Source organism: Exiguobacterium sp. s101 (assembly GCF_018617835.1).
GTDB classification, from domain to species: domain Bacteria; phylum Bacillota; class Bacilli; order Exiguobacteriales; family Exiguobacteriaceae; genus Exiguobacterium; species Exiguobacterium marinum.
The window spans coordinates 24,952-48,566 of record NZ_JACSKX010000011.1 but is presented as its reverse complement, the minus strand read 5'-3'; the positions used below and the strand labels follow the sequence as shown (position 1 = coordinate 48,566).

Genomic DNA, 23,615 nt, shown 5'->3' with positions numbered 1-23,615 from the left:
CTGTGGTATTGTTGTAGTAGGTCGTACACATTACTTTAGGATTTTGATATAATGACACGGTATGTATGAGAAGGATAGGTGAACCCATATATGAACAAACAAGAATTAGAGAATCGTCAGAAGAAGATTCGTAACTTTTCCATCATCGCGCACATCGATCATGGAAAGTCGACACTCGCTGACCGTATTCTTGAGAAAACTGGTGCACTCACAGCTCGTGAGATGAAAGAGCAGACACTCGACGCAATGGATTTAGAGCGCGAGCGAGGTATTACGATTAAACTGAACGCCGTCAAATTGAACTATACCGCAAAAGATGGAGAAGAGTATATCCTTCATTTGATTGACACGCCAGGACACGTCGACTTCACGTATGAAGTGTCACGTTCGCTTGCGGCATGTGAAGGTGCGATTCTCGTCGTCGATGCTGCACAAGGTATTGAAGCACAAACACTTGCGAACGTTTACCTAGCACTCGATAACGACCTTGAAATCATTCCGGTCATCAATAAAATCGACTTGCCATCAGCGGATGTGGAGCGCGTTCGTCAAGAAATTGAAGATGTTATCGGACTTGACGCGAGTGATGCCGTCCCGGCTTCTGCAAAAGCAGGAATCGGAATCGAAGAAATCCTTGAACAAATCGTCGAACTTGTTCCACCTCCAACGGGTGACCCGTCAGAACCTTTACAAGCATTGATCTTCGACTCATACTATGATGCCTACCGTGGTGTTGTCGCTTCGATTCGAATCGTCAACGGCTCAGTCAAAGTAGGAGATAAAGTTCAAATGATGGCGACAGGGAAAACGTTCGAAGTGACTGACCTCGGTGTGTCGACGCCTAAGCCGGTCTCGGTCAAAGAATTGAATGTCGGTGATGTTGGTACGCTCTCTGCATCCATCAAAACGGTCGGGGATGTTCGGGTCGGAGATACGATTACATTGGCGAAGAACCCGTCAATCGAACAACTTCCTGGTTACCGTAAGATGAATCCGATGGTGTACTGCGGATTGTATCCGATTGATGCAGCCAACTACAACGACCTACGTGAGGCGCTCGAAAAGCTTCAACTTTCCGATGCGGCCCTCGAGTTTGAGCCTGAGACGTCACAAGCGCTCGGATTCGGTTTCCGTTGTGGGTTCCTCGGAATGCTCCACATGGAAATCATTCAGGAACGGATTGAACGTGAATTTGGAATTGACTTGATTACGACGGCACCATCGGTTATCTATCACGTGACGACGACTTCAGGCGAAGTCATCCATGTCGATAACCCATCAAAAATGCCGGAACAACAGAAAGTTGAATCGATTGAAGAACCATACGTCAAGGCAGCGGTCATGACACCGAATGACTATGTTGGTGCCATCATGGAGCTTTGTCAGAAGAAACGCGGGACGTTCATCGATATGCAATACATCGATACGACACGTGTTAAAATCACTTATGAGATTCCACTTAGTGAAATCGTTTATGACTTCTTCGATCAGTTGAAATCTAGCACGAAAGGCTATGCGTCTCTCGATTATGAATTGATCGGCTATCGTCAATCGCGTCTCGTGAAGATGGACATCTTGCTCAATAACGAAGTTGTCGATGCCCTCAGCTTCATCGTTCACCGCGACTTCGCTTACGAGCGCGGGAAGGTCATCGTTGAGAAGCTCAAGGCACTTATCCCTCGGATGCAGTTCGAAGTTCCGGTTCAAGCTGCCGTCGGTACAAAAATCGTGGCCCGTTCTACGATTAAAGCCCTTCGTAAAAACGTTTTGGCTAAATGTTACGGAGGAGATATCTCGCGTAAGCGGAAACTCCTCGAGAAGCAAAAAGAAGGTAAGAAACGCATGAAGATGGTCGGGTCGGTCGAAGTCCCACAAGAAGCGTTCATGTCTGTACTTTCCATGGACGAAGAATGATTATAGCCAGTCGCCTTGATCTCCGGATCAGGGCGTTTTTTTGTTTTAGGCAGGAAATAGCACTTCAGTTAAGGAAGGTTACACCCTTAGACAGTCTATAGAGGAGGTAACACTGTGTCGACGTATACATATTCCGCGGGCCCAAGCATGCTACCAAAAGAAGTGATGCAAGAGGTGCAACAACATCTACTGACGTTTGAGCACGAAGGAATTTCGATTATTGAAACGAGTCATCGCTCCGAGTCATTTCAACAAATAGTCGACTCGCTTGAAGAGAGACTCAGAAGAGTCATGAAAATTCCTGAGAATTATGCGGTCTTATGGCTTCAAGGTGGGGCGACCCTTCAGTTTTCAATGATCCCGATGAACTTGCGGAGGCGAAATCGATTTGCCTATGTCGATACAGGCATCTGGTCCAAAAAAGCGATTAAAGATGCTCGACTCTTCGGACAGGTCGATCTCCTCTATCCACGTATAGACGAAACAGGTGAGATGTCATTTGACCAAAGTCTGGTTCAAGAGGTGGATTATCTTCATGTGACACTCAATAATACGATTGAAGGAACCCGGTTCACCGACATTCCGGAAACGAACGTCCCGCTCATCGCAGATGCGTCATCCAATATTCTCGCCGAACAGATCGACGTCGAACGTTTTGGCATCATATATGCCGGAGCCCAGAAGAATATCGGACCTGCAGGACTGACGGTCGTTATTATACGTCGAGATTTGATTCAATCCGCTGAATTACCAAGCTATCTTCATTATGCGTCGCATGTCGATACGTTATTTAATACACCGTCGACGTTCAGTATGTATGTGGCCGAACGTGTGTTGAAGTGGATAGAGGACTATGGAGGCGTTGAAGCGATGGAACGATTGAACCGTAAAAAAAGTGAGACGCTCTATACGTTCCTTGAGCAATCGAATCTGTTTTCTTCTCTTGTGTCGGGGAAGCGTCGTTCGTTGACGAACGTCCCGTTCACGACAAGTGACAGTGAAAGTGATCGGCGTTTCGAGCAATTTGCACGGGAACGTGGATTGCATGAACTGGGGGGGCATCGTTCCGTCGGTGGACTGCGCGCGAGTTTATATAACGCGATGCCAATCGAAGGTGTAGATCGCCTTGTCGAAGTCATGAAAGCTTTTGAGGAGGAGACGTATGTATCACATCAAAACATTTAACCAAATCGCTGCTGCCGGTCTGAAGCGTTTTGGGTCGAGTGAGTATGTCATCAACGCATCAGATCAAGCAGATGCCTGGGTGTTGAGAAGTCATAATGTACACGATGAAACCATTCCACCTCACTTGCTTGCCATCGCAAGGGCCGGGGCAGGTGTGAACAATCTTCCACTCGACCGACTCGCAAAACAAGGCATCGTCGCTTTTCATACACCAGGAGCGAATGCGAATGCCGTGAAGGAACTCGTCCTTGCTAGCATGGTTCTCTCAGTACGTCCCATTCTTAAGGGATTTACTTGGGTGAACGAACAAGTATCAGAGTCGCAATCTCAATTAGAGGAAGCGATGGAACGACAAAAGCGACAGTTCCTCGGAGCAGAGTTGAGGGGGAAAAAAGTAGGCATCATCGGTCTCGGAGCTATCGGTGCGTCACTTGCCAACGATCTTCTCCAACTTGGGGTCGATGTCATCGGATACGATCCCCATCTCTCGGTCGATGCCGCTTGGAATATCTCAAAACATGTAACACGTGCCAAACATTTGAGTGAGGTGCTCGGAGCGGTCGACTTGTTATCGATTCATATGCCATTGACAGAGGAGACGCGGTACAGCATTGATTTAAGTTGGTTTGAACGGATGAAACCAGGCATGACCGTCTTAAACTTTGCGCGTGGTGAGCTCGTGAAAGATGATGATCTACTAAAGGCGTTTCATCACCATGTCGGATTGTATGTGACCGACTTCCCGCGTCATGCGCTCATCGGTCATCCGCAAGTGATGGCACTGCCTCATCTTGGCGCATCGACAAGGGAATCAGAAGTTAACTGTGCAATTCAAGCCGCCGAAACGCTAAAATTGTATCTTGAGACAGGGAACATTCGATCATCTGCCAATTTCCCGAACGTTGAACTTCCGTATACTGGAAAACGGCGCCTTGGAATTTTACACCGGAATGTCCCGAATATGGTCGGTCAAATCACAGGTGAGCTCGCATCACACGGAGTGAATATTGATAATATGGTCAATCGCAGCCGTGGGGAAATGGCATATACGTTAATCGATTTAGACAACTTCGAACATGAACCGTTATCGATTCACGCACTGTACGAAATCAAGGGCGTCATTCGCGTCCGAGAATTTTAAGGAGGAAACTATGGTCGTATTTAAACCGTTCAGCCCATACATGCCAAAACATCCAGAAAATGTCGCCGCAGACCCGTATGATGTCGTATCGGTGGAAGAGGCACAAGCAATCCTTTCAAAAAACCGTGACTCATTTTTAGCTGTCGATAAGCCGGAAGCACTCCAGTCAGACCTTCCACTTGATGAATGGGGAAAACTTGCACGAGAAGAGTTAGAACGCTTGTATGAACACGAATTAACAGATCACCCAAACGGATTTTATGTGTATCGGCTGACATCAGAGCAGCATCAACAGACCGGGTTGGTCGCCACGTTTTCAGTGATGGACTACGAAGCGGGTCGAATCAAGATTCATGAACATACCCGTGAGACGAAGGAGCGGGAACGAATCGAGCATGTCCAGACGACAAAAGCACACACTGGACCAATTTTACTCAGCCATCCCTCTCATGCGAGCCTGAAACAGATTTTACATGGTGCGACAGAGGGTCCCCCGCTCTTTTCATTTACGGATGAACGTGGTGTAAAACACGAAGGCTTCATGATTCCGAACCGCGAACTTGCGCGAGTCATGATGATTGGAGCGACGATTCCGTCCGTCTATATTGCAGATGGACATCATCGTGCGAAAGCAGCGGCAGTCGTGGCGGGGATAAATAAAGACGATGCGCAAAAAAACGAGCGGTCGCATTTCTTGGGTGTGCTGTTTCCAAGCGATGAGTTGATGATTTTGCCTTATCATCGACTGTTGTCGCATATTGCCCCAGAAGAAGTAGAGCATATGCTAGAAGGACTGTCATTTTCTTACGAGGTGAAGCCCGAGGTTAGCCTTGTCCTTCCAAAGGAACACGGAGTATTTGGAGCTGCATATCGAGGGAAATTTTACAGGATAACGAAACGAAAAGAGGATGCGGCTCTCGATGTCGCAATCTTACAGCGTGATATCCTCACTCCATATTTCAACGTCGCAGATATTCGTACTGATGCCAGAGTCGACTTCATTGGGGGGAACCGATCGATAACAGAGCTGGAGCAATTGGTGAAGTCACCAGATCGCTTACTCCTTACGTGTCATGAAACGACGATGTCTCAGCTGATGCGTGTGGCTGATGACGGGGGACAGATGCCTCCAAAATCGACTTGGTTCGAACCGAAATTGAAGAGCGGTCTGTTCATTCACCGATTCGATTGATGGTGCAGGCTGGAAAGAATGAACGAAAAGCGTTATAAATGGAATGAGAAGAAAGGGGTGGCCGTATTGGCTAAAGCCGTATATCTTCACATTCCATTTTGTGAACATATTTGTTATTACTGTGATTTCAACAAGGTGTTTTTGAAAAACCAACCTGTTGAGGAATATTTAGATGCATTAGAACGAGAAATGATGTTAACACTTGAAGCGTTTCCGACAGAGCGAATCGATACGATTTTCATCGGAGGCGGGACACCGACCGCACTTAACGAAGCGCAGATGGTCCGGCTCATGGACATGGTCCGTCGACACCTGCTACCGCTCGCGTCGGATGACCTTGAATATTCGGTGGAAGCGAACCCGAATTTCGTAAGCGCAGAAAAACTTGATGCGATGAAAGCCGGGGGAGTCAATCGGCTTAGCTTCGGGGTGCAAACATTCGATGATGGTGGACTAGAACGAATCGGTCGAACACATCGGGCGGAAGATGTGTTTGAAACCGTGAACGAGGCGGCGAAACGCTTTGAGAATATCTCGATTGACCTCATGTTCGGCTTACCTGAACAGACACTCGAGCAGATTGACCACGATTTGACGTTAGCCCTTCAACTACCGATTCAACATGTATCCTCTTATTCTTTGATTCTCGAGCCACATACCGTGTTTGCGATACAAGACCGAAAAGGCAAGCTCCGTTTACCGGGGGAAGACGTCGAAGTAGAGATGTATCTAAAGGTGATGGAGACGCTTGAGCGTCATGGGCTCAAGCAGTATGAGATTTCGAATTATAGTCTGCCTGATCGGGAGAGCCGTCACAACCAGGTCTATTGGCGAAATGAAGAGTACTACGGATTCGGGGCAGGCGCGCACAGCTACTTGAACGGGACGCGGCGTGCCAATATTGCCCCGATCTCTCACTATATTAAAGCAGAGGGAATCCCGGTGAAGCGGGTGAATGAGCTTGAAGAAGTGGAAAAAATGGAAGAAGAATTATTCCTTGGACTACGCATGCACTCTGGAGTCTCGCTTCAGACGTTCGCCGAGAAATATGGTCGAACACTCGATGATGTGTTTGGTCACGTAATCGATGATTTAGTGAATAAAGCACTGATTGAGCGTACGGATTCACACATCCGTTTGACGGCGTCTGGTCTCCCGCTCGCCAATGAGGCATTCGCTGCCTTTATCGGGGAAGCGAAACTCGATCACGCCACTTCATAAAAAATGGACAAGTCCCTTATTTAAGAGGAACTTGTCCATTTTATTGTAGAATTATAAGACAAGGTCGCGATAGAGCGGTGTGAGTCGACCGAACGTATCTTCGACCAACGCAAGAAATGCATCCTCATTTTGAAGAATCGATGCATCGGCCGGTAGTTGTCGCCCGATTAAGAAATCAGCCTTTTTGACGTTTCCGAATCGTTCTAGTAATGCTTGAACGTCTTCATTTGACGTATCTTCAACGAGGAACGCCTCTTTCTTCATATGGTCTCCCGCGATGTGGAAATCGGGGAAAGTTGATTTAATATCAATCTGCTGTAATCGCTTCGCAATCGCGTTTTTATTCGGCATCTCATAGATAAACGCGAGCCAGATGAACACACGATCGTCGAAGAGACCGACTTGTAGGTGAGGATGCTTCTTGTAGCCGCGCTTGTCATGGCAGATTGCCATCCATGTATCTTTCGGTGGATTCACAGTCCTGCGCGCATGTTTTGCGACATGCAAATAAAGAGGGATACCGATATCCGCCTCAAGCTCTGGCCCGACCTCGTCATAAATCCTGTGGAAAAGCGGTTGAATATCAGAACGAATTCCTGACATCCTCGAATCGAGTCCTTCACGCTTAAATACTTCAAATTGTTTTGTTGTAAACATTTTATCACCTCATATTCTATCATAACGAAACGGTTCTTCTTTTTCAGGTTTGCAGTCCAGAAAAAAGTGAAAAAATCGGAGTGTATGAATTGACAAATAGTGAGAACGTGATAATATTTGAAGTGTGATTAGCACTCGCTAAATATGAGTGCTAATAAATCGAGGTAACTTTTATCAGAGAGGAGTGATGTTGTGCTGACAGATCGCCAATTGCTCATTCTTCGAGCAATTATTGACGATTACATTCAGACGGCTCAACCAGTCGGTTCACGTACATTGTCGAAACGAGACGACTTAACGTTTAGCTCAGCGACGATTCGGAACGATATGGCCGATTTGGAAGACATGGGGTTGATTGAAAAACCGCATACTTCTGCAGGTCGTATCCCGTCTGAAGTCGGATATCGATATTATGTGGACCATCTTGTTGAGAAGCGGATTATCGACGAGCGAGAGACTGGTCGTTTAGAAGAACGTTTAAAACAATCTTCAAAAGAGTCTGAGATTCTGATTCGCCAAGCTGCAGACCTCCTTTCTGATTTGACCAGTTACACAACGGTCGCCCTCGGCCCAAATAGCCAAATGGAGAGGTTGGCACGTGTGGACTTTATGCCATTAGATGAGCGACGAGGTGTCGTTCTCATTGTCACGGATCAAGGCCATGTCGAACATCGAACGGTCATATTTGAATCGCGTGTAGCTCCTGAAGTCATCGAGGAAACGATTCGATTATTAAATGATCGTCTCGTCGGAACGTCGATTGGACAATTGAAAGTCCGAATCGGGGAAGAAGTTGCGAAATTGCAACTCGCTCAGCGGCAACAATACGAAAATATGATGCAACTGATTCAATCAACCGTCGGTATTCAAACGCCGTCCTCGCTTTATTTCGGAGGCAAAAAGAATATCTTTAACCAGCCTGAATTCCAAACCATTGACACGTTACGACCGTTTCTGGAATGGATAGATGAGCAGGAACGGCTGACCCACTGGCTCGAATCGTTGCCAAATCGCGAGATTTATGTGAGCATTGGGAGCGAGAATGGAATTGTCGCCCTTCAGAACTGCAGTGTCATCACTTCGGATTACACACTCGACGGAAAAACATTCGGAACGATTGCTATGATCGGTCCGACTCGAATGGATTATCGTCATGGGGTCCAAATGATGGGGCAAATCATCGAAGCGTTGCGACGAACGAAACTAGATGAGTGACGGAAAGGAGTTTTATTATGACAGCAGATCATCAAAACGGGCGCGAGCAAGAAGACGTGCTTGAAGAAAAATCTGTAGACCCGACACAAACAGAAGAGAACGGGTCAACTGAATCAACGGAAGACGAGGTTTTAAATGCTGAGATTGTGGAAGAAAGTTCTGAGGGGACGGACTTACAAAAAGAAATCGAAGCGTTGAAAGCGAGCGAGCTCCGAATTCGCGCCGACTTTGACAACTTCCGTCGTCGGACGAACGAAGAGAACGCCAAGCGCGTCAAATTTGCTTCACAGTCTGTCATTGAAAAATTGATTCCGCTTATTGATAACTTTGAGCGAGCGCTTCAAGTAGAGGCAACTTCAGAAGATGCGAAGCAACTTCAAGCGGGCGTTGACATGGTTCATCGTCAATTACTCGACGTCTTGAACGTTGAGCAAGTCGAAGCAATCGAGGCGGTCGGACAGCCGTTCGACCCAAACTACCATCAAGCAGTCATGCAAGAGCCTAGTGATAAGTATGAATCAGGCATCGTGACGATGGAGCTTCAAAAAGGATACACGATGCACGGTCGAGTTATTCGTCCGAGTATGGTAAAAGTTGCAGAATAACATTACTTAACGAGATGGAGGAATGAACGATGGGTAAAATTATCGGTATTGACTTAGGGACTACAAACTCATGTGTGGCAGTGATGGAAGGTGGCGAAGCGGTCGTCATCTCAAACGCAGAAGGGAACCGTACGACGCCTTCTGTTGTCGCGTTCAAAGGTGAAGAGCGCCAGGTAGGTGAGGTCGCAAAACGTCAGGCCATCACAAACCCGAACACGATCCAATCAATCAAGCGTCATATGGGAACATCACACACGGTTGACGTAGACGATAAGAAATTCACACCACAAGAAATCTCAGCAATTATCTTGCAAAAGTTGAAGAAAGATGCTGAAGACTATCTCGGTGAAACGGTAACGGAAGCAGTTATCACAGTTCCTGCATACTTCAATGATGCAGAACGCCAAGCGACAAAAGATGCAGGTAAAATCGCTGGTCTCGATGTAAAACGTATTATCAACGAACCGACAGCGGCTGCGCTCGCATACGGTTTAGATAAAGGTGAAGATCACACGATTTTGATTTATGACCTCGGTGGCGGTACGTTCGACGTGTCAATTCTTGAACTTGGTGACGGTGTATTCGAAGTTGTCGCAACAGCAGGTGACAATCGTCTCGGTGGAGATGACTTCGACCAAAAAATCATCGACTACCTCGTTGCAGAATTCAAAAAAGAGAACGGAATCGACCTCGGAAAAGATAAGATGGCGCTTCAGCGTTTGAAAGATGCGGCGGAAAAGGCGAAGAAAGACCTTTCAGGTGTCACAAGTGCGCACATCAGTCTTCCGTTCATCACAGCTGGTGAAGCAGGTCCCCTCCACTTGGAGATGACACTCACGCGTGCGAAGTTTGAAGAGTTGACGGCCGATCTTGTCGAACGCACGATGGAACCGACTCGCCGTGCTTTGAAGGACTCAGGACTCACACCATCTGATCTTGACAAGATCATTCTTGTCGGCGGTTCGACACGTATTCCTGCCGTTCAAAAAGCAATCCACGACTTTACGAAGAAAGAACCGTTCAAAGGGGTTAACCCGGATGAAGTTGTTGCACTCGGTGCAGCCATCCAAGGTGGGGTTCTTGCAGGTGACGTGAAAGATGTCGTTCTTCTTGATGTGACGCCACTCTCACTCGGTATTGAAACAATGGGCGGCGTGATGACGAAATTGATTGATCGTAACACGACAATCCCAACATCAAAATCACAAGTCTTCTCGACTGCAGCGGATAACCAACCAGCTGTTGATATCCACGTCCTTCAAGGGGAACGTCCGATGGCGCCTGATAACAAGACGCTCGGTCGCTTCCAATTGACGGACATCCCGCCGGCACCACGCGGTGTGCCGCAAGTCGAAGTTAAATTCGACATCGATGCTAACGGAATTGTTCACGTATCGGCAAAAGACCTTGGTACGAACAAAGAGCAATCGATTACGATTCAATCCTCTTCAGGTATCGATGAAGCGGAAATCGAGCGCATGGTAAAAGAAGCGGAAGCGAACGCGGAAGCTGATAACCAACGTAAAGAAGAAGCTGAGCTCCGCAACGAAGCAGACCAACTCGTCTTTGCGACTGACAAGGCAATCAAAGACCTTGGCGAGCAAGTCGAAGAGGCAGATAAAGAAAAAGCGGAAGCTGCGAAAGAAAAAACGAAAACGGCTCTCGAAGGTTCAGACCTTGAGGAAATCCGGACAGCCAAAGACGAATTATCAGCTGTCGTTCAAGAGTTGACACAAAAAGTATATGCTAAAATGGCTGAACAGCAAGGTGCTGAAGGCGCAGAACCACAAACAGAAGCGAAACAGGACGATGATGTCGTGGACGCAGAGTTTGAGGATCTCGACGACCGTAAATAACCAGCCGTTGTAAAGGAGAGCGCCAAAGCAGGTTTCTGCTTTGGCTCTTTCCATGTTAAGGTAGAATCGGTAAAATCGATACGAAGTTAGTGAGGATAGGAGCGAGAAAAGTGGCGAAACGAGATTATTATGAAGTGCTAGGGCTCGACAAGTCGGCCTCAGCACAAGAAATCAAGCGGGCATACCGTAAGTTGGCCCGTCAATATCATCCAGACATCAACCAAGAGGCAGATGCTGCTGAAAAGTTCAAAGAAATCGGTGAAGCGTACGAGGTGCTTTCTGATGAACAGAAACGGGCTCAATATGACCGATTCGGTTTTGAAGGAGCTAATCAATTCGGAGGCGGTGGCGATTTCCAAGGCGGATTCGGAGATATTTTTGATATGTTCTTCGGAGGCGGCGGACGCCGTCAAGACCCAAACGCACCTCGACGAGGAGAAGACTATCAGTACGTGGTCGATCTTGATTTCATGGAGAGTGTGACCGGGAAGACTGAGACGATTGAACTCGAAATCGAAGTCGAATGTGATACGTGTATGGGAAGTGGGGCAAAACCCGGAACAAAACCAGAAACGTGTAACCGATGTGGCGGCAGTGGAGTCGAAACAGTCGAACAAAATACGGTTCTTGGTCGTATGGTCAATCAACGTCCATGTAGTCAATGTCATGGTACAGGTAAGACGATTAAAGAAAAATGTTCGACTTGCCATGGTTCAGGTCATGTGAAGAAGAAGCAATCGGTTGAAGTTAAAATTCCTGCTGGTATCGATAACGGTCAGCAGATTCGTTTATCTGGAAAAGGCGGCCCGGGTGTGAACGGTGGACCAGCGGGAGACTTATACGTTGTTATTCGTGTAAGAGCCCACGAAATTTTTGACCGTGTCGACCAACACATTTCAATGGAAATGCCGGTCACGTTCGCTCAGGCGGCTCTCGGTGCAGAAATCGAAGTCCCGACTGTTCATGGCAACGTGAGTTTGAAAGTACCTGCGGGAACACAAACCGGTTCAAAATTCCGTTTACGTGGAAAAGGGATGCCGAGTCTACGCGGAGGCGCAAACGGTGACCAATTTGTCAGTGTCATCGTGATGACACCGAAACATATGACAGATCGTCAAAAAGAATTGCTTCGTGAATTTGAAGAAATTAGCGGTGAGTCTGGGGTAGAAGAGGAACATGGTATGTTCCAAAAAATGAAAAAGTTCTTTAGTCACTAAAAAAGGAGTGTGCAATCGATGAAATGGTCTGAAATTTGTGTTCACACGACACAACTTGCGGTAGAAGCCGTATCAAATTTACTACACGAAGTGGGGGCACAAGGTGTCGTCATCGAGGACGTCGAAGATTTTGACCGAATGATGGCCGAAGACCATTTCGGAGAGATTTGGGACGTTTCAGATCGTGAAACATATCCTACTTCTGGTGTACACGTCAAAGCATATGTGCCAGCTTCAAGTGATTTTCAAGATGTGCTTTCGAACTTGGGAAAAGAAATCGAACGACTTCGCAGTATGCTTGATATTGGTTCGGGTGAAATCACGGTCGCTGAAATCGACGAAGAGGACTGGGCGCACTCTTGGAAACAATACTATAAGCCAGTCAAGATTTCACAACAGTTGACGATTGTCCCTCTATGGGAAGAGTATACACCGCAACCGGAAGAGAACGTGATTCTCCTCGATCCGGGAATGGCGTTTGGAACTGGAACACATCCGACGACAATGCTCTGCATCCAGGCAATCGAGAACTATATCCAAGAGGGTGACCATGTCATCGATGTTGGTACAGGTTCAGGAGTATTGTCGATTGCGGCTGCTAAACTTGGAGCAACGAGTGTAAAGGCGCTCGACTTAGATTCAGTCGCAGTAGAAGCTGCTCGTCAAAATGTAGAGACGAACGGTGCCGAACAGCTCGTTCAAGTGACGACGGGAGATCTATTAAAAGGTGTAGAAGGAGAGTACGATTTGGTCGTTGCGAATATTCTCGCCGACGTCATCCTTCTCTTCATCGAAGATGCTTACGCGCGTACGAAATCTGGTGGTCACTTCATCACTTCTGGAATTATCGGAGAGAAACGAGCTGAAGTAACGAACGCCTTGGTCGCTGCAGGCTTTGAGATTGAAGAGACACGCGTGATGGAAGATTGGGTCGCGATTATCGCTAAGAAGGGGTAAATCATGCAACGTTACTTTTTGACACGAGAATCATTTGCAGGTGAAACGGTGAGGCTTCCTCCAGATGTGGTTCATCATATCGGTACAGTCCTAAGGCAAGGTCCCGGATATGAGATGGTCCTTTTGGACGGTGCGGGAAATGAATATGCGTGTGTCGTGACATCGCTTGAGGGGAAATCTGGAGAAGCGAAGGTTCTATCGACACGACAGGCGACGACTGAGTTACCGATTGAGGTTACGCTCGCCTACGCGCTTCCTAAAGGTGATAAGGTCGAACTTGTCGCTCAAAAAGCGACCGAACTTGGCGTCCACCACCTTCTGTTGTTCGAATCGACCCGTTCTGTCGCCAAGTGGGACGGGAAAAAAGCTCCGAAAAAAGTGGAACGGATTCAAAAGATTATGCAAGAGGCGGCTGAACAATCATATCGTGCCGTTGTACCGACTTGCGCGTACATTTCTCCTAAAGAGCTTAATCAGAAAATCGATGGCTATGATGTCGTCATCATCGCGTATGAAGAGTCGGCAAAAGAAGGTGAACAGTCTGCGTTCGCGCAATTATTAAGTCAACTGAAACCGAAACAACGCCTTCTCGTCATCACGGGACCTGAAGGTGGATTCGATGTGACAGAAATCAAGCAATTGATTGATGCGGGAGCGACAGCCTGTGCTTTCGGTCCACGCATTCTTCGGTCTGAAACGGCGCCGCTCTATGCATTGTCTGCAATCTCTTTCGCGCTTGAACTAAACAAATGACACCAAAACGGATGACCCGATTGAGGTCATCCGTTTTTTGATGTCGCTTATTTTTTGTTGATCGAAATCACTTTCTTCGTGACGTTCCCACCAAGGTCGGTCACTTCAAATGTGAAGGTATTTGTTCCTTTTGTTGTCACAGGGAGTGTGATTGTTCCAGTTCGTGAGGAAGCTCTCATCGCATATGGTTCTTTCATGGATTGGCTCCATTGCAAGTCACCATTGACACGAAGTTTAATTTCATCAAAATTGTCAGTCACTTTGACTTTGACTTTTACAGAGTTCTGCTTAGCCGAAACGTTCTTCGGCACGTTTGTCACGTATAATTTTGCTTTCGTCGAATCGACAAAGATTGGACGGACGAAGTTTGTCATGTTTCCTGCAGTATCTTCTGCGATGAAGCGAACTTTATGGAATCCATCTTTATATGTTCGAGTCGTATTGAACGTGTATTGTTCTGACGTCGCATCATATTTGAGTGGCACTTCGACTCCGTCTACTTTGAACGAGGCGATTTCAGAGGCATCCTTGATTTGACCGATTAACGGTACAATCGATGTACCATATGGAGACAAGGCGAGTGGTGCATCGACAAAGACTCCAGGTTTGACCGCATCATTTTCTGTAGAAACATTTCGAGTGATCACATTTCCAGCATTATCCGATACACGAACAGCGAGTTGGTCTGTTGATTCGATTGGAGTATCGAGTGTGAAGGTAGCTGTATCGTCCGCTTCTTTCTCAACGACTTCACCGTTAAGAAGGAATTCAATCCCATTGATTCCCGCAAAGTCATCCGATGCTTTGACGCTTGCTACGTTATCGTCCCAACGAAGGGTGAAGCGTGGGTCTGTGTAATCCACTTTGACAGGGATGCGCAATGTTTGAGCCTGTTTCTTCATGTAATCAATGCTTGCTTCAATCTCATAGTAATATGTGCCTTTTGGCGCCATCTTTCCATTCAATTTTCCATCCCAAGCGTTATCCGCTGCGTAATAGTAATAATCGCCACTTCCACCGTCGAAGTAATTCTTTCTCAATTCGTCTTCCATCTTGAGGGTGCGAAGGACGTTCCCTTTCTCATCTACGACCCGATATTTGATGTCTTTCGCATTACGTAATAGCGAGAAGACTGGAGTTGCAGTGTCTTTCGATCCGTCTCCATCTGGTGAGATGGCAACCGCTTCACCAGCCATAGATTCATCTAGCTTTTCACCTAAGTAGTTTCCTTCTGCATCGACCAATCCAGAGACGCCGTAGAATGCGCCTTCCCCATAAATCGTATCGTCAAAGATCGGTGCTTTTCCCCAGTCTCCTTCGAATCCAACGAACGGAACGACGAGTGATGGATGACCGTCTGTCCCACGTGGGTCTGTCAAACGAAGGAATCCATCAACGAAATAGCCGTTCTCAAAGACGGATTTAGCAGATACGGCTCCGTCCAATGTTTCAGGGTTGAGTACTTTTGCTTTCGATACATCGATTGAGACTGTAATCTCTTTCTTCTGTTTTGCTTTCAACGTGACTTTACTCGTGTTGTCACCGTTGATTTTAATGATCGCTTGTTGAAGAGCCTGGGCTTCCATTGCATTTTGGATGACCCCGTCTTTGTTTTTGACAGCGAGATCAGTTTGCAGAGATGCTGCCACATCATACGTCAATGATTCGTTTGACATATTCTCAACGACGATTTTGAATGAGGCTTTACTCTTCGATAATTCTTTTAAAGCAACTTTTGCTTCTTTCGTCTTCTTCTCATACGCGACAGCTGGGGACGTGACGGCCGCATGAAGTTGCATGAGACCGGCTCCCGCACGACGTGGTGAGTACGGAAGAGACTGTTTCAATTCCTGGTTATATGGTCCGATATCCGTGACAGGCTTTGATGTGTTGAGTAACAAGTTCTTTGCCATCGTGACACGATTTTTTCCACTCAACTTGAAGTCGCGGTCCACACGCTCAAGAACGAGGGCTGCCCCTCCGGCAACGTGCGGTGCTGCCATTGATGTTCCACTCATCAACCCATATTGGTTGTCGTTGAACGTAGAGAAAATTTGACCGCCTGGTGCAGAAAGTTCTGGCTTGAAGTCAAGGTTTGGTGTGACACCCCATGAGGTGAAATCAGACATCGCACCGGCTGAACGGTTGTTGACACTGATCCGGTCACCGGCAAACGTTACTTGAAGTGGACCTTCAGCTAATTTGTCTTTAAGTTCATTCCCATCCTGAATGCTGAGTGAAGCCATTGGGATTTGAGGTTGATCGAGTGCCATCGATACATAATCACCATGTGAGACAGCGCCTCGAACGATGACACCTGCTGCGCCTTGTTCCTCAGCAGTTTTTTGAATCTTCGAATAGAAGTATCCGCCGTCACGCACGGCGAGGACGAGTTTTCCTTTTACGTCTTTCCCTTCATAATTTTCCGATTGTCCGTCTCCGACATATACGATGTCATATGTACCTTCCTTGAAAGCAGGACCGTCTTGCTTCTTCCATCCGATTTTTTCATTCCCGACGCGAAATGCATCCAATTGAATTTGATCGTTCTCAAGAGACGCAACCGATGTTGACGCTTGACTGACACTTGGTGCCCCAACGACGCCCGTATCTGGGTTTGAAGCGGTCGGCAAGTCGAATCCGTGACCGAAGTATGCGGAGTTCCCTGCGGAAATCGACATGAAGATTCCGTTGTCGACGGCGCGTTGAACGGCTTGTTGCTCTGGAGAATCAGCATTCACAAATCCAGCGGTAGAACCGAGACTCATGTTGATGACGTCCGCTCCGAGCTTGATTGCATCATCAATCGCTTTAATATAAATATCACCATATGTAGATGCGTAATTTGGATCGTTACTGAATACTTTCAAACCTAAGATTTGTGCTTCTGGAGCGACACCTTTGATGCCTCCATTTTCCAAGTCACCATTCGCGGCAACCGTTCCTGAGACGTGTTGACCGTGCATCGATGCGCCTGGAGAATCATCCTTAATATCATCGTTCTCATCGTAATAGTTATAAGCGTATGGAACTTTCTCGTTCACAAAAGCTCCAGGTAAATCGAATGATGCAATTGCCTGATTGACTTCTGATTTCGTCAATTCTGCCATTTTTGCGTCTGTGATTCGGTAGTCACGATGATCAGCGTCAATTCCTGAGTCGATGACAGCGACGACTGTCCCTTCGCCTGCAAATCCATAATCACCCCATGTTTGCTCAGCTTGGACCATCCCGTTACTCGTGATCATATCTGGCTTCACTTCTGGACGCTCATATTCGTTGACGATGTGAACGGTCGCGACTTCAGGTAACGCTTCGACTTTAGCAATTTCACTTGTTGACAGGAACGTTGAGAAGCCGTTAAAGACAGTTGTGAACTCTTCAATCGGAGAAGCGGTCACCCCTTGTTTCTTTAGAGCAGACTCGGCCCGTTTTTGTTCGGACTCCACAGATTCTTGAGCCTTGTTTTGTTCCGATTTTGTTAATTCATTAAATTTTTTTCCTTTTTGAGCAGCTTCTGCAATCGCTGGGTCTCCTACGAGTTCAACCACGACCCTTACTTTTTTCTGCTTCTTTTCGAGCACAAGTTTTGGTTTTGCGGATGCTTCTGCTGAAACAGATGATGTACTAGCTTGAATCAGTGCTGGTGATAATGCGATACATGTGGCGAGTGATGCGTTCAGATAGATTTTTTTACGTAACAACGTGTTAGCCCCCTGTGATTTGTTATTATTTGTAAAAAAGCGATTCCTAACATTGAAGACTATCATAACGCTATTTAACATAATAACGGTGGATTTTTTTGTAAAATAGGGGAGTGTTTTTGCACAAATTTTAATGTTCTGACAATTACTAAAGGCCTAACACATAAGGCCTATATCCTTTATAGATAGAATAAAAAATCTAGCTAACGACTTGAAACGAGTAAAAAAACCTGGTAATCTAGCGTTAATGTTAAATGCCGATAATACATATCAAATTAGTAAGGATAAAGATTGGGGTGGCGCTATGAACTTACCATTCATGGACATCTTTAAAGATTGGGCAAAAGATTACGATACGGCTGTCGAAGGTCATGACGAGCAATATCATGAGGTGTTTGTTGAGTATGAACAAATGTTGGATGAAGTTGCGCTACACGTTGAAGGAACGGTGCTTGAGTTCGGTGTAGGGACGGGTAACCTGAGTAGTCGCATTCTAAAAGGACATCCGTTGATCGCGATTGAACCGTCTCCGGAGATGCGGCAGATTGCGATTGACAAATTAGGTATTGAAGTTCAGGAAGGCGATTTTCTCCGATATCCAGACTTTTCACAAGTCGATACGGTCGTGTCGTCGTATGCTTTTCATCATTTGAAGGATTCTGAAAAGGAGACGGCGATTCGTCAATATGTCGGAGAATGGGGACATCCGAAGTTCGTGTTGCTCGACACGATGTTTGAATCTCCGGCATCCCGTCAGGACATCATCGATTGGGCGAAGGCTAACAGTTACTCAGACCTAGTTGAAGACTTGAATCGTGAATACTATCCATATACGACAACGATTCGTTCTATGTTAGAAGCGAATGGTTATAACGTGATGATGACGCAAAAAAATAAGTTCGTATGGCTCGTAGTAGCCACTAAGTATCGAGGAGGAATTACACATGAAAACATATAACGTTGAAAGTTTTAACTTAGATCATACGAAAGTTCAGGCTCCGTATGTTTGTCTGGCTGGCGTGAAAGAGGGGTCAGCTGACACGATCTATAAATATGATATTCGTTTCATTCAACCGAACGAAGGCCTCATGCCAATGCGTGCGGTTCACTCACTCGAACATTTGATTGCGGAAAACAGTCGTAATCATTCAAATGATATCGTTGATGTTTCACCTATGGGATGCCAGACAGGATTCTATTGGACGATGTTGAATGACGGGGATTATGACCGAATAATCGATTTGGTGGAAGCCACTTTACGCGATGCGATGAATGCAGAGGAATTGCCGGCACAAAACCCCGTACAATGTGGAAGCGCAAACCATCATGATTTTGAAGGAGCAAAGAAGTTAGCTTCAGATATGCTCGCAAAGCGAGACGAGTGGCATATTATCTTTAAGGACGAAGCGTAAGATGATTGTCCGTGACGTCTACGAGCTCATCGGGGATACACCGCTCATTGAACTCCATTCACTTCCCGTACCCGCAAATGTCAAAGTGTACGGAAAGCTCGAGATGATGAATCCGGGTGGAAGTGTGAAAGACCGACTCGGCATGAATTTGATTGAACGAGCAATTGAGCGCGGAGATGTCGCACCAGGTGGCACGGTGATCGAACCGACAGCCGGGAACACCGGGATTGGTCTCGCCCTTGCTTGCCAACGGTTCGGGATTAGTCTTTTTACCGTAACCCCTAAAAAGTTTAGTCAAGAGAAACAAGCGCTCATGCGACTCTTGGGGGCCACGGTCGTCAACACGCCGACAGAACTTGGGATGAAAGGCGCAATCCATCACGCGGTCGAATTGGCGAAAGAGCATGACGCCTATGTCCCGGAACAGTTCTCAAACCGGGACAACCCGGACGCATACGTTGACATTCTATCTCGTGAACTTCTAAACGACCTGCCTCGGATTGACGTGTTCATAGCCGGAGCTGGTTCGGGAGGAACGTTCACTGGTGTCGCGCAAACGCTGAAACCTCTCGGTACGAGAACTGTCGTTGTGGAGCCGGTCGGATCGGTTTTAAACGGTGGTGAACCGGGCCTTCATAAAACGGAAGGAATCGGCGTTGAGAAATGGCCACCATTTTTGGAGCGGTCTTATGTGGATGCGATCCATACGATCACGGATGAAGAAGCGTTCTACTATGTGGCACATTTGGCGAAACAGGAAGGACTGCTCATCGGTAGTTCATCAGGTGCCGCCATCGCAGCGTGTGTAAAGGAAGCAAATCAATTGACGGAAGGCACGATTGTCACAATCTTGCCGGACAGTGCAGAACGATATTTAAGTCAAGGAATTGTCAAGGAGGCAGAACATGCGTACAAAGACAGCACTCATTCACGGCGGTAAGACGACAGATCCATTGACAGGAGCCGTCACACCACCGATTTATCAAACGAGCACATACAAGCAAGACGGGATCGGGAACTTACGAGAAGGATACGAGTATTCTCGGTCGGCAAACCCGACGCGAACAGCGCTCGAGACACTCATTGCCGACATTGAAGGCGGTGTACAAGGCTTTGCATTTGGTTCTGGGATGGCAGCCATCTCGACGGTGCTCATGCTACTAAAATCAGGAGACCACGTCATCGTCGGATCTGACGTGTATGGAGGAACATACCGTGTATTCAATCGAGTATTTCAGTCACGAGGCTTGGAAGCAACTTTTGTCGATACATCCGATGAAACAGCGGTTCGGAATGCGCTTCAAACGAACACGAAAATGATTTATGTCGAAACACCGACCAACCCGCTTCTAAATGTGACGGACATTCGCGCGATGCGCACGATTGCAGATGAGGCAGACGTCCCACTCGTCGTGGATAACACGTTCATGACGCCTTATTTCCAAAATCCAATCGATCTTGGAGCAGACTATGTCCTCCACAGTGCAACGAAGTACTTGGGTGGACATAGTGACGTCGTGGCGGGAGTAGTTGTCGCTCGTACGGAAGAACAAGGCGAGGCTTTGGCCTTCCTTCAAAACTCTGTTGGGGCAGTACTCGGACCACAAGACAGCTTCCTTGTTGTTCGAGGCATCAAGACGCTGGCCGTCCGGATGGAGGAAATTGAATCAAATGCTCGTGCATTGGTCGAATTTTTACAATCTAAAAAGAGCGTGTCCCGTGTGCTCCACCCAAGTGTTTCAAGTGAAGAAGCGAAACGTATACATTTATCTCAAGCGCGCGGGTTCGGTGGGATGATTGCATTCGATGTTGGTTCAGCGGAAGCGGCGGAAATGATGGTCGCGAAGACGAAATACTTTACGCTTGCTGAGAGCTTAGGTGCAGTAGAGAGCTTGATCAGTGTTCCGGCCCGCATGACACATGCGTCGATTCCGGCTGAACGTCGAGCGGAACTCGGAATCACCGATGGGCTCGTTCGTATTTCGGTCGGACTCGAAGACATTGATGACTTGATGGAAGATTTGGCGCAAGCTTTGTCGGCGATCGAGCAAGTGAAGCAATAAACAGTCAGGGCGCGTTTTCGCGTCCTTTTTTCATGAGAAAAAAGTATTGTATCGGAAGTCTTTCATCGACTAAACTGTTTTTAACTTGAAAGAGAGCGGGTGAACGTGTGAATAAGGGAGTGTTGACGACAATCGGGGCCTACGTCATGTGGGGCGTCCTTCCGATTTATTGGAAATTTTTACAAGAAGTGCCGAGCGGTCAAATTTTGGCGCATCGAATCGTTTGGTCATTTTTATTTATCTTACTCGTCCTGAGATGGACAAATCAGTGGAAAGAGTTCGGTTACGCCCTTCGACATCGTGCTACGCGAAACGCATTCATGTTAAACGGATTCATCGTTAGCGCAAACTGGTTTGTGTACATATGGGCAGTCAATCACGGATATATTATCGAAGCGTCTCTTGGGTATTACATAAATCCACTTGTCAGTATGGTGTTAGGGGTGCTCGTATTTCGGGAATCATTAAACCGAGTCCAATGGATAGCTGTCGGAATTGCCTCGGTTGGGGTACTCGTATTGACGTTAGGATACGGCTCGTTCCCTTGGATCTCATTCGTTTTAGCGAGTACGTTCGGATTTTATGGGATGGTGAAAAAACGACGCCCCCTTGCCTCGACAGTCAGCCTAGGGATTGAAACGTTAGCAGTCGTCCCTGTGGCGCTGCTCTTCCTCGGGAATCAAGTCGTCACCGACAACATCGCTTTTGATGTGTCTCCTGTGATTTGGGTTGCGCTCCTCGGGACGGGCGTAGTCACGGCGTTACCACTTCTTTTGTTCGGGTATGGGGCACAACAGATTCCATTCACTCTCGTCGGGTTTCTTCAATTTATCGCACCGACACTTAGCTTGATTATCGGGGTCGTCATGTACCATGAACCGTTTACGTCGTATCATATCTTTGCCTTCACCTGCATTTGGCTCGCTATTTTCTTCTTCAGTTGGAACAGTTGGGTCGTTGCCCGTAAACGTCGTCAGTTAATTTGAATTTGAAAGCTGTTACATCTCAAAAAAACATGGTAATATGTTAGATGTCAGACTTATATGTCAGAGGAGGAAATGAATAATGGAATTAGCCCGTTATATCGATCACACAGCATTGAAAGCTGAAACAACAAAAGACCAGGTTACAAAACTATGTGCAGAGGCGCTCGAGTACAAATTCGCGAGTGTTTGTGTCAACCCGACTTGGGTCAAGTATGCTGCGCAAGAGCTCAAATCAGATGATGACGTCAAAGTATGCACGGTCATCGGTTTTCCGCTTGGAGCGAACACACCTGAGGTGAAAGCGTTCGAAACAAAAGACGCGATCGCAAATGGTGCAGATGAGGTTGACATGGTCATCAACATCGCAGCACTCAAAGACGGCGACTACGATCTCGTAGAGCGTGACATCCGTGCGGTTGTTGAAGCGGCAAACGGTACACTTGTCAAAGTCATCTTTGAAACATGCATGCTTACTAAAGAAGAAATCAAGAAAGCTGCTGAACTTTCAGTTAAGGCTGGAGCAGATTTCGTGAAAACATCAACTGGTTTCTCAACTGGTGGAGCAACTGTCGAAGACATTCGCCTCATGCGCGAAACAGTTGGACCAGACCTCGGCGTAAAAGCTTCAGGTGGTGTTCGTGACTTCGAAGGTGCAAAGGCGATGATTGATGCTGGAGCTACACGAATCGGTGCATCAGCAGGTATTGCGATTGTCACTGGTGGACGTTCAGACAGCGACTATTAATAAGTGGTTGACCACACGACTTAATTTCACTATAATATGATATGACGTGTGAAACACGTTTCCTTAGTCGTGTAATTCGGAGGGAGGGAAAACTAGTGGAAACTCGTGTCCGTAAAAACGAATCGCTTGAAGACGCTCTTCGTCGTTTCAAACGCGGTGTTTCGAAAGATGGCACACTTGCCGAAGTTCGTAAACGTCGTCACTACGAAAAGCCAAGCGTAAAACGTAAATTGAAATCAGAAGCTGCGCGTAAGCGTAAGAAATTCTGATTCCAGTTTCATTTGTAGAGAGGGTGTTGGCTCATGAGTCTTCAAGAACGCTTGACGGACGACATGAAGCAAGCCATGCGCGCTAAACAAAAAGATCGTCTTACGACGATCCGAATGGTGAAAGCGTCGCTCCAAAATGAGGCTATCAAACTAGGCCGTCAAGATCTTACCGAGGAAGAGGAACTCACGGTGCTCAACCGAGAGATGAAACAGCGCAGAGACTCCCTCCGAGAATTCGAAAGCGCTGGTCGTGAAGACCTTGCTTCCAAAGTAGCAGAAGAAATTGTCGTCCTAGAAGCCTATATGCCTGAACAACTCTCAGAAGATGAAGTGACTAAGATCGTCCAAGCAGCAATTGCTCAAACGAACGCATCTGCTCCATCGGATATGGGTAAGGTGATGGGCGTCGTCATGCCGCAAGTAAAAGGCAAGGCAGACGGTGGTCTTGTGAACCGAATCGTCAAACAACAGTTGACGAATTGATGAAAAAGCAGAAACTTTTTGGGAAACCGAAAGTTTCTGC

The 23,615-nt window shown here is 46.9% G+C and carries 21 protein-coding genes; 19 read left to right on the top strand and 2 right to left on the bottom strand.

Annotation, left to right across the window (positions count from 1 at the left end; all coding sequences use genetic code 11):
- The first annotated feature begins 90 nt into the window (after positions 1–90).
- From lepA to hemW, 5 genes are all read left to right on the top strand, one after another.
- A complete protein-coding gene (lepA, locus tag KNO76_RS10285; protein WP_214885242.1) occupies positions 91–1,914 on the top strand; it encodes a translation elongation factor 4 in 1,824 nt (607 codons plus the stop codon).
- 147 nt (positions 1,915–2,061) lie between these two features.
- The gene (gene serC / locus KNO76_RS10280; RefSeq protein WP_251127981.1) at positions 2,062–3,099 is read left to right on the top strand and encodes a 3-phosphoserine/phosphohydroxythreonine transaminase; all 1,038 of its coding nucleotides are present in this window, start codon (positions 2,062–2,064) and stop codon (positions 3,097–3,099) included.
- Positions 3,077–4,240 carry a phosphoglycerate dehydrogenase gene (locus KNO76_RS10275; RefSeq protein ID WP_026825646.1) on the top strand — a complete coding sequence of 388 codons (1,164 nt, stop codon included), beginning with the start codon at positions 3,077–3,079 and terminating at the stop codon, positions 4,238–4,240. The genes serC and KNO76_RS10275 overlap by 23 nt, the downstream gene beginning before the upstream one ends.
- A gap of 10 nt (positions 4,241–4,250) precedes the next feature.
- A complete protein-coding gene (locus KNO76_RS10270) occupies positions 4,251–5,432 on the top strand; it encodes a DUF1015 domain-containing protein (protein ID WP_214885236.1) in 1,182 nt (393 codons plus the stop codon).
- Between the two features lie 18 nt (positions 5,433–5,450).
- Positions 5,451–6,653, top strand: a complete 1,203-nt coding sequence (gene hemW / locus KNO76_RS10265; protein ID WP_251127978.1) for a radical SAM family heme chaperone HemW — start codon at positions 5,451–5,453, stop codon at positions 6,651–6,653.
- Positions 6,654–6,704: 51 nt separating this feature from the next.
- Here hemW and KNO76_RS10260 read toward each other — a convergent pair whose 3' ends face one another.
- The gene (locus KNO76_RS10260) at positions 6,705–7,310 is read right to left on the bottom strand and encodes a DUF1054 domain-containing protein (protein WP_026825649.1); all 606 of its coding nucleotides are present in this window, start codon (positions 7,308–7,310) and stop codon (positions 6,705–6,707) included.
- 192 nt (positions 7,311–7,502) lie between these two features.
- Between KNO76_RS10260 and hrcA the strand changes: the two genes are divergently transcribed.
- The 6 genes from hrcA (at position 7,503) to KNO76_RS10230 (ending at position 13,913) form a co-directional block, all read left to right on the top strand.
- Positions 7,503–8,525 carry a heat-inducible transcriptional repressor HrcA gene (hrcA, locus tag KNO76_RS10255; protein WP_214885235.1) on the top strand — a complete coding sequence of 341 codons (1,023 nt, stop codon included), beginning with the start codon at positions 7,503–7,505 and terminating at the stop codon, positions 8,523–8,525.
- 17 nt (positions 8,526–8,542) lie between these two features.
- A complete protein-coding gene (gene grpE, locus KNO76_RS10250; protein ID WP_026825651.1) occupies positions 8,543–9,130 on the top strand; it encodes a nucleotide exchange factor GrpE in 588 nt (195 codons plus the stop codon).
- A gap of 29 nt (positions 9,131–9,159) precedes the next feature.
- Positions 9,160–10,986, top strand: coding sequence for a molecular chaperone DnaK (gene dnaK, locus KNO76_RS10245; RefSeq protein WP_026825652.1), 1,827 nt, complete (start codon positions 9,160–9,162; stop codon positions 10,984–10,986).
- Between the two features lie 110 nt (positions 10,987–11,096).
- Positions 11,097–12,203, top strand: coding sequence for a molecular chaperone DnaJ (gene dnaJ / locus KNO76_RS10240; RefSeq protein WP_026825653.1), 1,107 nt, complete (start codon positions 11,097–11,099; stop codon positions 12,201–12,203).
- A gap of 18 nt (positions 12,204–12,221) precedes the next feature.
- Positions 12,222–13,160, top strand: a complete 939-nt coding sequence (prmA, locus tag KNO76_RS10235) for a 50S ribosomal protein L11 methyltransferase (RefSeq protein WP_214885233.1) — start codon at positions 12,222–12,224, stop codon at positions 13,158–13,160.
- A 3-nt stretch (positions 13,161–13,163) separates the two neighbouring features.
- Positions 13,164–13,913, top strand: coding sequence for a 16S rRNA (uracil(1498)-N(3))-methyltransferase (locus tag KNO76_RS10230; RefSeq protein ID WP_214885232.1), 750 nt, complete (start codon positions 13,164–13,166; stop codon positions 13,911–13,913).
- Between the two features lie 47 nt (positions 13,914–13,960).
- Here KNO76_RS10230 and KNO76_RS10225 read toward each other — a convergent pair whose 3' ends face one another.
- Entirely contained in the window at positions 13,961–17,617 is a 3,657-nt protein-coding gene (locus tag KNO76_RS10225) for a S8 family serine peptidase (protein ID WP_214885231.1), read from the bottom strand.
- A gap of 304 nt (positions 17,618–17,921) precedes the next feature.
- Between KNO76_RS10225 and KNO76_RS10220 the strand changes: the two genes are divergently transcribed.
- The 8 genes from KNO76_RS10220 (at position 17,922) to KNO76_RS10185 (ending at position 23,575) form a co-directional block, all read left to right on the top strand.
- On the top strand, positions 17,922–18,575 hold the full coding sequence (locus KNO76_RS10220) for a class I SAM-dependent methyltransferase (RefSeq protein WP_214699069.1): 654 nt from the start codon (positions 17,922–17,924) through the stop codon (positions 18,573–18,575).
- The gene (locus KNO76_RS10215; protein WP_214885228.1) at positions 18,562–19,029 is read left to right on the top strand and encodes an S-ribosylhomocysteine lyase; all 468 of its coding nucleotides are present in this window, start codon (positions 18,562–18,564) and stop codon (positions 19,027–19,029) included. The genes KNO76_RS10220 and KNO76_RS10215 overlap by 14 nt, the downstream gene beginning before the upstream one ends.
- A 1-nt stretch (position 19,030) precedes the next feature.
- The gene (locus tag KNO76_RS10210; RefSeq protein ID WP_214885226.1) at positions 19,031–19,969 is read left to right on the top strand and encodes a PLP-dependent cysteine synthase family protein; all 939 of its coding nucleotides are present in this window, start codon (positions 19,031–19,033) and stop codon (positions 19,967–19,969) included.
- Complete coding sequence (locus KNO76_RS10205; RefSeq protein WP_214885225.1) at positions 19,935–21,092, top strand: bifunctional cystathionine gamma-lyase/homocysteine desulfhydrase; 1,158 nt, start codon at positions 19,935–19,937, stop codon at positions 21,090–21,092. The genes KNO76_RS10210 and KNO76_RS10205 overlap by 35 nt, the downstream gene beginning before the upstream one ends.
- A gap of 107 nt (positions 21,093–21,199) precedes the next feature.
- Positions 21,200–22,078 carry an EamA family transporter RarD gene (rarD, locus tag KNO76_RS10200; protein ID WP_026825661.1) on the top strand — a complete coding sequence of 293 codons (879 nt, stop codon included), beginning with the start codon at positions 21,200–21,202 and terminating at the stop codon, positions 22,076–22,078.
- A 79-nt stretch (positions 22,079–22,157) separates the two neighbouring features.
- Positions 22,158–22,823 carry a deoxyribose-phosphate aldolase gene (gene deoC, locus KNO76_RS10195; protein WP_026825662.1) on the top strand — a complete coding sequence of 222 codons (666 nt, stop codon included), beginning with the start codon at positions 22,158–22,160 and terminating at the stop codon, positions 22,821–22,823.
- A gap of 74 nt (positions 22,824–22,897) precedes the next feature.
- Positions 22,898–23,092 (top strand): 30S ribosomal protein S21, encoded by a 195-nt coding sequence (gene rpsU / locus KNO76_RS10190; protein ID WP_029334745.1) that lies wholly within the window; start codon positions 22,898–22,900, stop codon positions 23,090–23,092.
- A 33-nt stretch (positions 23,093–23,125) separates the two neighbouring features.
- The gene (locus KNO76_RS10185; RefSeq protein WP_026825663.1) at positions 23,126–23,575 is read left to right on the top strand and encodes a GatB/YqeY domain-containing protein; all 450 of its coding nucleotides are present in this window, start codon (positions 23,126–23,128) and stop codon (positions 23,573–23,575) included.
- Positions 23,576–23,615: the final 40 nt, after the last annotated feature.